This is a genomic window from Flagellimonas sp. CMM7 (assembly GCF_021390195.1).
Classification (GTDB): Bacteria; Bacteroidota; Bacteroidia; order Flavobacteriales; family Flavobacteriaceae; genus Flagellimonas.
This window is the reverse complement of the sequence record NZ_CP090003.1, coordinates 1,112,409-1,123,893: the sequence shown is the minus strand read 5'-3', so window position 1 is coordinate 1,123,893 and position 11,485 is coordinate 1,112,409. Positions and strand designations below refer to the sequence as shown.

General features: G+C 38.7%; 10 protein-coding genes. 2 read left to right on the top strand and 8 right to left on the bottom strand.

Annotation, left to right across the window (positions count from 1 at the left end):
- Positions 1-27 precede the first annotated feature (27 nt).
- The 5 genes from hisC to hppD form a co-directional block, all read right to left on the bottom strand.
- Positions 28-1,116 carry a histidinol-phosphate transaminase gene (gene hisC, locus LV704_RS05120; RefSeq protein WP_163421418.1) on the bottom strand — a complete coding sequence of 363 codons (1,089 nt, stop codon included), beginning with the start codon at positions 1,114-1,116 and terminating at the stop codon, positions 28-30.
- Positions 1,116-2,027 carry a flavin reductase family protein gene (locus LV704_RS05115; protein WP_163421419.1) on the bottom strand — a complete coding sequence of 304 codons (912 nt, stop codon included), beginning with the start codon at positions 2,025-2,027 and terminating at the stop codon, positions 1,116-1,118. The genes hisC and LV704_RS05115 overlap by 1 nt, the downstream gene beginning before the upstream one ends.
- A 33-nt stretch (positions 2,028-2,060) precedes the next feature.
- Positions 2,061-3,281 carry a fumarylacetoacetase gene (gene fahA, locus LV704_RS05110; protein ID WP_163421420.1) on the bottom strand — a complete coding sequence of 407 codons (1,221 nt, stop codon included), beginning with the start codon at positions 3,279-3,281 and terminating at the stop codon, positions 2,061-2,063.
- Between the two features lie 95 nt (positions 3,282-3,376).
- On the bottom strand, positions 3,377-4,534 hold the full coding sequence (locus tag LV704_RS05105; protein ID WP_163421421.1) for a homogentisate 1,2-dioxygenase: 1,158 nt from the start codon (positions 4,532-4,534) through the stop codon (positions 3,377-3,379).
- Between the two features lie 15 nt (positions 4,535-4,549).
- Complete coding sequence (gene hppD, locus LV704_RS05100) at positions 4,550-5,683, bottom strand: 4-hydroxyphenylpyruvate dioxygenase (RefSeq protein WP_163421422.1); 1,134 nt, start codon at positions 5,681-5,683, stop codon at positions 4,550-4,552.
- Positions 5,684-5,810: 127 nt separating this feature from the next.
- Here hppD and LV704_RS05095 point away from each other — a divergent pair, with 127 nt between their 5' ends.
- Both LV704_RS05095 and LV704_RS05090 read left to right on the top strand, forming a co-directional pair.
- Positions 5,811-6,281, top strand: coding sequence for a MarR family winged helix-turn-helix transcriptional regulator (locus LV704_RS05095; RefSeq protein ID WP_233782148.1), 471 nt, complete (start codon positions 5,811-5,813; stop codon positions 6,279-6,281).
- A 168-nt stretch (positions 6,282-6,449) separates the two neighbouring features.
- Positions 6,450-6,620: a hypothetical protein gene (locus LV704_RS05090; RefSeq protein ID WP_163421424.1), complete on the top strand. Its 171-nt coding sequence runs from the start codon at positions 6,450-6,452 to the stop codon at positions 6,618-6,620.
- Positions 6,621-6,700: 80 nt separating this feature from the next.
- Here the strand turns inward: LV704_RS05090 and LV704_RS05085 are convergent, their stop codons facing one another.
- The 3 genes from LV704_RS05085 to LV704_RS05075 all read right to left on the bottom strand — a co-directional run bounded on the left by LV704_RS05085 (position 6,701) and on the right by LV704_RS05075 (position 11,470).
- A complete protein-coding gene (locus tag LV704_RS05085) occupies positions 6,701-7,531 on the bottom strand; it encodes an alpha/beta hydrolase family protein (RefSeq protein ID WP_163421425.1) in 831 nt (276 codons plus the stop codon).
- A gap of 28 nt (positions 7,532-7,559) precedes the next feature.
- Positions 7,560-10,394: a DNA polymerase I gene (polA, locus tag LV704_RS05080; RefSeq protein WP_163421426.1), complete on the bottom strand. Its 2,835-nt coding sequence runs from the start codon at positions 10,392-10,394 to the stop codon at positions 7,560-7,562.
- 80 nt (positions 10,395-10,474) lie between these two features.
- Entirely contained in the window at positions 10,475-11,470 is a 996-nt protein-coding gene (locus LV704_RS05075) for an isoaspartyl peptidase/L-asparaginase family protein (RefSeq protein ID WP_163421427.1), read from the bottom strand.
- Between the last annotated feature and the right edge of the window lie 15 nt (positions 11,471-11,485).

The window sequence follows — 11,485 nt, the reverse complement described above, 5'->3', positions numbered from 1 at the left end:
TAGCTCTGTTGTTCTACTCAATGGAGTTTATTTTTTCAAGGCATTTATCAGTGCTTCATTCGATTCTTGGTCTCCAATAGTGATCCTAACCTTTCCCGGAGCTCCAAATTGTGTAACGGGTCGCACCATAACACCTTCTTTCATAAGTCTGTCTGTAAAATCAAATTCGGGAATAGGCGGGTCTATGATAAAAAAGTTTCCCTGTGTAGGCCAATACGTAATTCCCAATTTTTCAAACTCATACATTAAGTATTTCCTGCCGGCATGAATCGTTTTTACCGTTTTTTCAACAAACAACTCATCATTTAATGCGCCGATGGCAGCCTCAATAGAAGTGATTGGCAATAAAAACGGCTTGTGTATTTGTCTGATGTAATTTGCAATTTTTGCGGTCGTATAGCAATACCCAATGCGTTGCCCTGCCAATCCATAGGTTTTTGAAAAACTGTTGATGGCAATTACATTATTTCCAGATTTCACATATGGCAATGCGGTCACATAGTCTTTAGCATCTGCAAAATGTCGATACACTTCGTCAAAAACTATGATGATGTTTTTGGGAATTCGATTGAGAAAGTTATCAAGTATTGCCTTTGGGATATAGCTGCCAGTTGGGTTGTTGGGACTGGTTAAAAAGATAACTTTTGTTTTATCCGTGATTACATTTAAAATCCCTTCTACATCTAAATTGTAATTTGGCTTTAATAAGGGAATGTCAATTGGTTTTGCTCCATACCATCTTGAAAACACTGAGTAGGGTAAAAAAGAAGGGTTTGAATAAATTACTTCATCGCCATCATTAATAAATGCTCTGAGCAGCATATCAATAATCTCTGAACCACTATTGCCACAAATAAATTGGTCTACGGTCAATTGACCATCAAAATCTTTTGCAAGGGCTTCTCTTAAACGAATATCTGTTTGATCCGGATAAACATCCACATTTTCAGCAGCTTTTTTTAACGCCGAAATGGCTTTTGGCGAAGCTCCAAGCGGGTTTTCGTTTGAAGAGAGTTTATATATTTTCTTATTGGAGGCAGGTACGTTTTTTCCTCCTTTATATACCTCTTTCGGCTCCAAATAGGGTTTAAAAATAGATTCTATTCCGTTGCTCATTAACCTAATTTTTCAGCATATAGTAGTACAGCCAATGCTTTTTCCGTATCGTTGTCTTTCAGCATTTGTTGAGATACCCAGTGCAATTCTTTTTTTAGTTTTTTTGGATTTCCATCCAATTTTTTGGTAAGCATTTGAATCTCGTCATCCAAACCGATACGCTCTATTTCTTCTTGAGTGGGGATTTTTTCCAAATTTCCCAATCGGCCTAAATTATTTCCGGTAAGAACAGTGCTGTTTTGAATACTTTCTGGAAGCTGATCTACACCAATGCCTTTATTTCGGATAGGTTTCGGAATTTCAAATAAGGAATTTCCACTGGCTCTTGTATACCTGCTTCCTCCCATTCTTCCCACCAAATCCAGTTTTAAGGGATCCAATTTCCCTTGGTCATCCATGTATTGTTCATTGATATGGATGAGCTCAACCTTTGCCAAGACTAAGTTTCCCGCCCCGGGAGTATCTGCAAGTTCAATAACTTGTTGAACAGAACATTCAAAAGAAACCGGAGCTTCAGCAACACGGGGAGGTCTTATTTTTTCGCTGGCAACTTGGGTCAATCCAGACTTAATAAATTCATTCACGCCCTTTTCATAAGCCGTACTGGACAATGACATTTGTTCAACTATAGGGTAGTTTACAATATTGATCACTACCTCGGGAACTTCTTTTATATTTTGATGTGAATGCTTTAAAGAGTTGTCCCTTCCGCTTCTAGAGGGTGAAAAAATCATCACTGGCGGATTGGAACTAAAAACATTAAAAAAACTAAATGGACTCAAATTGATATTTCCTTCAGTGTCAATTGTACTGGCAAAGCAAATAGGTCGTGGTGCAACAGCTGAAAGTAAATATGCATGCAACTCTGGTTGAGATATGGAAGTTGGGTCTATAGTTTTTATGTTGGACATTTCTGTTTCTTTAGTTTGCGCTAAGATAACGATCTATTTTGCTGGAAGTACCTTTGCGGAAACTTCTCCAAAACCAACTCTAATGCCATCCTTTTCAGCTGACCCTCTCATAATTACAGTATCACCATCATTTATAAACTTGCGCTCTGATCCATCTTTCATTTTAATAGGTTTAGTACCCATCCATGCAAGTTCCAACATAGAACCATAAGAGTTTTCATCCTTCCCTGAAATAGTGCCGGAACCATATAGATCGCCTACATTAATATTGCAGCCATTAACTGTATGATGAGCCAATTGCTGGGCCATGTTCCAATACATATATTTAAAATTGGAATGACAAACGGTCTCTTCTTCACTGCCCTTTGGGGATATTCCAACCTCCAGTTTAATATCGTAGTTTTTTACTCCTTCAAATTCTAAATAGGGGAGAACTTTTGGCTCCTGATCCGGCCCTGACACCCTAAAAGGTTCCAAAGCTTCCAAAGTCACAATCCATGGAGATATGTGTGAAGCAAAATTCTTTGCCAAAAAAGGACCTAGTGGTACATATTCCCATTTTTGAATATCACGTGCGGACCAATCGTTTAGCAGTACCATTCCAAAAATATAATCCTCAGCCTCTTTGGTTGAGATAGATTCTCCTATGGCAGTATTTTTTCCAGTGATAAAACCCATTTCCAATTCAAAATCCAAGCGAGCTGAAGGTTGAAATACTGGGATTGTTGCATCTTTCGGTAGCACCTGTCCTTTTGGCCTGTGAATAGATTCTCCACTTACAATTATGGAAGAAGCTCTGCCATGGTAGCCTACGGGAATATGTTTCCAATTGGGCATCAATGCGTTTTTTGGATCACGGAACATAGTACCTATGTTGGTTGCATGTTCTATACTGGAATAAAAATCCGTATAATCGCCGATGGACACGGGCATGTGCATGCTTGCTTCAGATTGCAGAACAAAAAGCTCTGGTTTGTCGGCCAAAATTGAATGTTCGTCCCGTAACCAATGTTGGATGTTGGTTCTTACTCTTTTGGTAATGGATTTTCCTAAGGAGATAAAATCATTGAGCGTATCTTTTTCAAGTACGGCAGTGTTAAAATCAAAAACGTCTAATTCTGCAACAGCAGCCAAATCCAAAATATGTTCTCCAATGGCAATACCGGCTCTTGGGCTTCTATCAGCTGTGGAAAAAATTCCAAATGGAATGTTATGGATTGAAAAATCAGAGTTTTCCGGAATATTTATAATCATGTAAATTAAAATTGAATTGTTGGTTCGAGCGCAGTCGAGAACTATTTATGCCTTATGTGTTCTCGACTGCGCTCGAACTGACATAAGGTGATTTTTTACTCTACCCAAGATTTGTAATACGTACCGTCATCAATCTTCAAGGCATTTTCTGTAACCTGTAACGGTTTAAAAGTATCTATCATTACAGCTAACTCTTCAGTTTTGGTTTTACCAATACTTCCCTCATACGTTCCTGGGTGCGGTCCATGTGGAATTCCTGCGGGATGCAAGGAAATATAGCCTGGGCCAATACCTGTTCTGCTCATAAAATCACCATCCACATAATATAACACTTCATCAGAATCTATGTTGGAGTGATTATATGGTGCTGGAATTGCCTTTGGATGGTAATCGTACAATCTTGGACAAAACGAACAGATTACAAAAGCTCCTGTTTCAAAAGTTTGATGTACTGGCGGTGGTTGGTGCACACGACCGGTAATGGGCTCAAAGTTATGAATGGAAAAACCGTAAGGAAAATTGTACCCATCCCAACCTATAACATCAAAAGGGTGCGTAGCATATACCAACGTATGTAGCATACCCTGCTTCTTTATTTTCATTACAAACTCACCTTTCTCATCATGTGTTTGTAAATCTTGCGGTAATTTGTAATCGCGTTCGCAGAATGGGGAATGCTCCAATAATTGTCCAAACCAATTTCGATAGCGTTTTGGGGTATAGATAGGATGAAAAGATTCCGCATATAATATTCGGTTGTCCTCAGTATCAAATTGAATTTGATATATCATCCCACGAGGAATAATTAGATAATCACCATATTCAAATGGAATATTACCTAAAAATGTTCTTAGCGTGCCCGTTCCTTTGTGGATAAAAAGCATCTCATCAGCATCCGAATTCTTATAAAAGTACTCGGTCATAGATTTTTTTGGAGCCGCTAAACCCACATGTACATCGCTATTGACAAGCATGGGCTCACGGGACTCTAAGAAATCATCTTTGGGAGCAACCTCAAAACCTATGAGTTTACGTGAGGCAATATTCTTTTCAACTGCAATTTTTGGACTTAGATCAATTGCTTTGCCAATTGAAGAGACCTGTGTGGGTCTGTGCATGTGGTAAAGTAGTGAAGACATGCCGTCAAAACCGATTGTGCCAAATAATTGTTCATAGTATAGACTACCATCTGGTTTATTAAATTGGGTGTGTCTTTTCTGCGGAATCTTTCCGAGTTTATGATAGATTGGCATACTAGAATGTTTTAATTAGTGCAAAGTTCCTCTAAGTTCCTGTTCTCTCTCAATGGCTTCGAACAGTGCTTTAAAGTTACCTTTTCCAAATGATTGTGCACCTTTTCTTTGAATGATTTCAAAAAACATTGTGGGTCTTGGCTCCACCGGACGGGTAAAGATTTGCAATAAATACCCTTCATCATCACGGTCAACCAAAATACCCAGTTCTTTTAATGGAGCAATATCCTCATCAATTTCGCCAACACGATCTAGAACAGCATCGTAATACGTGTCAGGCACCTTTAAGAATTCAACCCCTCTACTTCTAAGCTGCCTAACTGTAGCAATTACATCATCTGTGGCCACTGCAATGTGCTGTACACCTTCGCCTTCATAAAAATCAAGGTATTCTTCTACTTGGGATTTTTTCTTTCCAGCTGCAGGTTCGTTTATTGGAAATTTAATACGTCCGTTACCATTGCTCATCACTTTACTCATAAGCGCTGTAAAATCGGTAGAGATATCCTTGTCATCAAAAGAAAGTATTTGGGTAAAACCCATCACGTTTTCATAGAAATCCACCCACTCGTTCATTCTATTCCAGCCTACGTTACCCACCATATGATCTACAAACTTAAGTCCAACAGGAGATGGATTGTAGTCTGGAGTTTCCCATTTTTTAAACCCAGGCATAAAAGTACCGCTGTAGTCTTTTCTTTCCACAAAAACATGAACAGTTTCTCCGTAGGTGTAAATGCCAGAGCGAACAATTTTTCCAGTGTTATCTTCTTCAACTTGTGGCTCCATATAGGATTTAGCGCCACGCGCTATAGCCGTGTTGTAAGCATAAGTAGCATCATCTACCCATAGTGCCACAACTTTAACCCCGTCGCCATGTTGATCAATATGACGGCCAATATCCGTTCCGCTTTTTAATGGAGAGGTCAGTACCAATCTAATTTTGTCTTGAACGACCACATAACTTTCCCTATCTTTTAAGCCTGTTTCCAATCCAGCATAGGCCAAGGATTGAAAACCAAAGGCGGTTTTATAAAAATGCGCTGCCTGTTTGGAATTACTCACATAAAGTTCCAAATAATCGGTGCCATTTATAGGCATAAAATCTTTGGCGGAATCGTGTAATTTGGGTAATGCTGTTGCTTCCATGGACGCTATATTTTAAAGTTTAATAATCAAAATTGTTGTTGATGCAACAAAAATAGTAATTTTGAATTTACTTTAGTATTGTTGAGGTCAAATAATTGTTAAAACTGACTGCTATTTTGATTTAAATGTGAAAAAATTAAGAAGACTGTTTATGCTTCATCAAATAGACGAAATATCAGGTATTGGATTGCATTTGGACTTGGTGCTGCGCAAAGTGCAGGATGCCTACCTTAGAAAATTCAAGGAATTGGGGGTTGAACTCACCATTGAGCAATGGGTAATCCTTTATCGTATTTATCAATTAGGGGAAGATGTTTCCCAATCCGATATTGTGAAATCCAATTTTAGAAATAGAGCAACGACCTCGAGGGTTATTGGAGGGCTGGAACGAAAAGGGTGGATTACCAAGACCCGTTTTAGAGGTGATTTAAAACGGTTTAAGTTGGAGTTGACCCCGAAAGGACATGGGATTATTGCTGAAATAGAACCTCATGCCAATCTTTTGCGTAAACAAGCTATAAAGGGTTTGGATACCGAGGAGTTTGAAACCTTTTTAAAGGTTTTGGACCGAATAGGGGAGAATTATGAAAGTTTCTGATTCTCATAATAGGTTAGATTTTTTAGGTGTTTAGAATGATATTATCTTTTTCAGTTCCTAAGATGCAATGTTTGGGTTAAGATAGCATAGAAATAGGAGAAATATGTGGTTTTAAAAGGATATGGATTGGTTGAATTTTGCTTATTGTTAATTGAAAATCAGTTCAATATGAAAAAGATAAAGCATTATCCAAATGTTTGGCAAGCTTCACCGTTTTCCATGGAAATGTTCGCGCATTTTGAGCAGGACGCACGTCTTAGGAATCATGAAGCAGAAATAGAAAAACAAAAAGTTAAGAAGGAAAGTAAATCAAAATTTACACTGGCTTTTGGCTGGTAAGCAAAAACGAACAACAAGATAAAAAAAAGGCACCCATTCGGTGCCTTTTTAGATTTTAGCAGATCTATCTTGAAACAGTTTTATTTAGGGTAGTTTTCTTTAAAAAAATCATCAAAGAAAACTAACTGATACTTTAAAGCGTTTGCCCAGTATTCATAATTGTGTCCACCGGGTCTTTCAATATAATCATGGGCGATATTCCTTAGAACAAGTTTTTTATGTAATTTTTTGTTCACATCAAAAAAGAAATCCTCATAACCACAATCAATGATAATCTCCAGATTTCCATTTAGTAGATGGACCATATTGATGACGGTGTTGTCCTCCCAATTTTGTTTGTTGTTAGCATATGTGCCCAATCTCTGGGATATGTCCCAACCATTTGGAAATGGTCTAATATCAACTCCTCCGCTCATGCTGCCTGCTGCTCCCCAAACATCTTGGTGTTTAAAGGCAAGATACAATGCACCATGCCCGCCCATGCTCAGTCCCGTTATGGCCCGACCTTTGTTTTCGGGGATAGTGGGGTATTTTTCATCGATTGCTGATACTAATTCCTTGGAAACATAAGTCTCATATTTCATTTTAGAATCAATAGGGCTATCAAAATACCAGCTTGTATCGCCTCCATCTGGGCATACGATAATCATATTAAATTTATCTGCATATGCTTTTACTTCTGGAACGTAGGATGCCCAACCTGCATAATCTCCTCCTGCGCCATGCAATAAATACAAAACGGGGAATTTCTTATTTTGATTTATATAATCCTTTGGAGTAATGACTATGTTAGGAATAGTTTTATTCATGGACTTGCTAAAAACCATTACCGTATCTACTTGCGATACAATGAGGTTTATACTTAAGCAATTAACCAATAAAAATGCTATGAAATAGTTAGATTTAGACATGTCTGTATTCGTGTTTACTATGAAAGTATTAATGTGCCTCTAACCAATTATCGCCAATGCCCACTTCCACATCTAAAGGAACGGAAAGGATGTGAGCATTCTCCATTTCAGTTTTAATAAGGCTTTTTACTTCTTCCAGTTCTGGTTTGTATGCATCAAAAACCAATTCATCATGTACCTGTAACAACATTTTGGTTTTGTAGTTGCCTTCAGTTAGTTTCTTATGGATATTGATCATAGCAATTTTAATAATATCCGCTGCACTTCCTTGAATAGGGGCATTTACGGCATTTCGCTCCGCTGCTCCGCGTACCACTTGGTTTCCAGCATTGATGTCTTTTAAATATCTGCGCCGTCCTAATACAGTCTGTACATAACCATTATCACGAGCAAAATCTACCTGCTCACCCATATAGTTGCGCAATTTGGGATAGGTTTTGTAATAGGTTTCTATTAATTCTTTGGATTCTGCCCTTGTCAAATCTGTTTGGTTACTCAATCCAAAAGCGGAAACTCCATAGATAATTCCAAAGTTGACCGTTTTAGCATTACCTCTTTGTTCACGGGTAACTTCTTCAATAGGAACATTAAAAACCCTAGAAGCTGTGGAGGCATGAATATCCTCCCCATTTTTAAAAGCTTCTATCATGGTATCTTCCTCACTTAAAGCCGCAATAATCCTGAGCTCTATTTGTGAATAATCAGCTGCCAAGAGTGTATAGTTTTCATCCCTTGGAATAAACGCTTTGCGCACTTGTCTACCTCGTTCCGTACGGATGGGAATGTTCTGTAAATTAGGATTGTTACTGCTCAGTCGACCAGTGGCAGCTACGGTTTGCATATAATCTGTATGTACTCTTCCGCTATGTTGTTGTACTTCGTTGGGCAAAGCATCAACATAGGTGCTTTTTAATTTTGCAAGCCCACGGTAATTTAATACATTTTGAATAATCTCATGGTCTTTGGCCAAATAAGAAAGCACATCTTCTGCGGTAGAATATTGACCTGTTTTGGTCTTCTTGGGTTTATCGACCAGTTTTAATTTATCAAACAAAATTTCGCCCAATTGTTTTGGTGACGCAATATTGAACTCCTGTCCAGCCTCTTCATAAATTTTGCTTTCAAGGTTTTTAATATCATTGTCTAATTCTTCAGAAAGAGAATTTAAAAAGTCTTTATTTAGATTGATACCTTCTGTTTCCATATCCGCTAAAACCCTAAGCAGAGGAACTTCAATCTCTTCAAATAACTTTTCAGTTTTGGCCTCCACCAATTCTGGTCTAAAATGACCTGCCAGTTGAAATGTAATATCAGCGTCTTCCGAAGCATACTCAGTTTGCTTTTCCAAAGGAACTTGTCGCATGCTCAATTGGTTTTTGCCTTTTTTACCTATGAGCTCTGTAATGGAAACTGGTGTATAGTTGAGATATGTTTCTGCCAATACATCCATATTGTGACGCATGTCCGGATTGATCAAATAATGCGCCAACATGGTGTCAAACAATTTCCCTTTTACTTCAACACCATAGTTATTCATCACTTTGATGTCATATTTCAGGTTTTGGCCAATTTTTTCTATCGCTTCAGAGTCAAAGAAAGGACGAAGCTGTTCCAAAATTTCTTTGGCAGCCTCTTTATCTTCGGGAATAGGAACATAAAAGCCTTTTTTTGCCTCCCAGCTAAAAGCAATCCCTACCAATTCAGCTTCCAATGGATTGATGGAAGTAGTTTCCGTATCAAAACAAACAGATGTCTGTTTCATTAATTTATCTACAAAAAGCTTCATTCCCAATCCAGGAGCAATACCTTGATAAAAATGTGTAACATTGGTAACAGTATTTCTGCTGTTCTCGTCTTTTATGGTAGCTGGTGCATCTGCCGGACTTCCTCCAAACAGACTAAATTGACCACTTCCCGCTGCTTGCGTTTGCTTAGTTACCTTGGGAGTGTCCAAAGTAGAGTTTGCTTCAACCGTTTCCTCGGAGAAAATTTTGATGAACTGGTCTTTTAATCTTCTAAATTCGAGCTCTTCAAAAATCTGTTGCACCTTGGGACTATCGGGTTCAGACATTTCATAGTCATCTGCGTTGAAGGTGACTTCGCAGTTTGTATTAATTTCTGCCAGTTTTCTGGACAGCCTGCCCAACTCGGCATTTTCTTCTACCTTCTCCTTCATTTTGCCTTTCAGCTTATCGGTATTGGCCAAAAGCCCTTCCATGTCTCCAAAATCAGCTATGAACTTTTTGGCGGTTTTATCTCCAACTCCCGGGAGTCCCGGGATATTGTCACTGGCATCACCCATCATGCCCAGATAATCAATTACCTGTTCTGGACGTTCAACACCAAATCTTTTTTGAACTTCCGGAATTCCCCAAATTTCTATGCCGTTACCCATCCGTGCAGGGCGATACATAAAGATATTTTCAGAGACCAACTGTCCAAAATCCTTATCCGGGGTAACCATAAAGACTTTATAATCTTCCTTTTCCGCTTGTTTGGCCAAGGTGCCAATAATATCATCAGCTTCAAAACCTTCCAATTCTACAACAGGAATTTGCATAGCTTTTAAAATATCTTGGATAAATGGTACTGCAATACGAATGGCATCTGGCGTTTCGTCACGATTGGCTTTGTAATCTTCAAAAAGTTCTGTCCGTTCAACACTACCTCCTTTATCAAAGCATACGGCAAGATGGTCTGGCTTTTCACGTTTTATTACATCAAAAAGGGAGTTCACAAAACCCATAATGGCTGAAGTATCCATCCCTTTAGAATTGATTCTTGGATTTTTGATCAAAGCATAATAGCCTCTAAAAATTAAGGCAAACGCATCAAGAAGAAAGAGTCTTTTTTGTTCGGACATGTTATTTAATTGTCAGTTTATTGTTAAAGGTTGACAGCTTTTAAAAGTAGAAAAAAGAGTCTAGAAATTAGTAAAGAAGGTTACTCATTTTGGTAAAAACTCTCCACAGGCTGATTCTCGTGTCCATCTTGAGTATATTCTCTATAAGTGAAGCCTGGATGAACACAGTAACCCCCGGTTTCACCTTGTTTGTTAATGGCCAAAAAACCAATTTGGAAATCTTCACGACCCTCATTTTTTTTCATGATTCGCTTTACACCTTCTTCGCATGCTTCTTGAGGGCTTTTGCCTTGACGCATCAATTCTACAATTAAAAAACTTCCTACGGTTCTAATAACCTCTTCGCCAACTCCCGTAGCTGTAGCGCCACCAACTTCATTGTCCACATAAAGCCCTGCTCCAATAATGGGTGAGTCCCCTACACGCCCTGCGACCTTATACGCCATACCACTAGTGGTACAAGCACCGGCAATATCACCATTGGAGTCAATGGCAAGCATGCCAATGGTGTCATGATTTTCAATGTTGATGACAGTCTCGTATTTGGATTCCTTTTTCCATTCTTCGTATTGCTTTCTGGTACTTTCTGTAAGCAAGTCGGTTTTTTCAAACCCCTTTTCATAAGCAAACTGTTCTGCTCCCTTTCCTGCAAGAATAATATGAGGAGTCTCTTCCATGACTTTACGCGCTACGGATACCGGGTGTGCAATGTTTTGAAGATACACTACAGACCCACAGTTACCATCTTTATCCATAATACAGGCGTCTAAGGTTACATTTCCTTCTCTATCTGGTCTACCACCTACACCAACGGTTTCGTTGGTGACATCTGCTTCCTCTACCATAACACCTTGCTCAACAGCATCCAACGCATTGCCTCCTTTTTCAAGAACTTCCCAAGCTTTTGCCGTGGCATTCATAAAGTTCCATGTACAAATAGCAACAGGTTTTCTGGCTGCTATTGGAATAGGAATACTTGTGGGTTTATTTTCGGTCTTACATGATGCGAGAATGGGAGCGGACAATAATCCTGCTGTGGTAAGGCTTGATTTTTTGAGAAACTTGCGTCTTTGCATGATTTGGATGTTTAT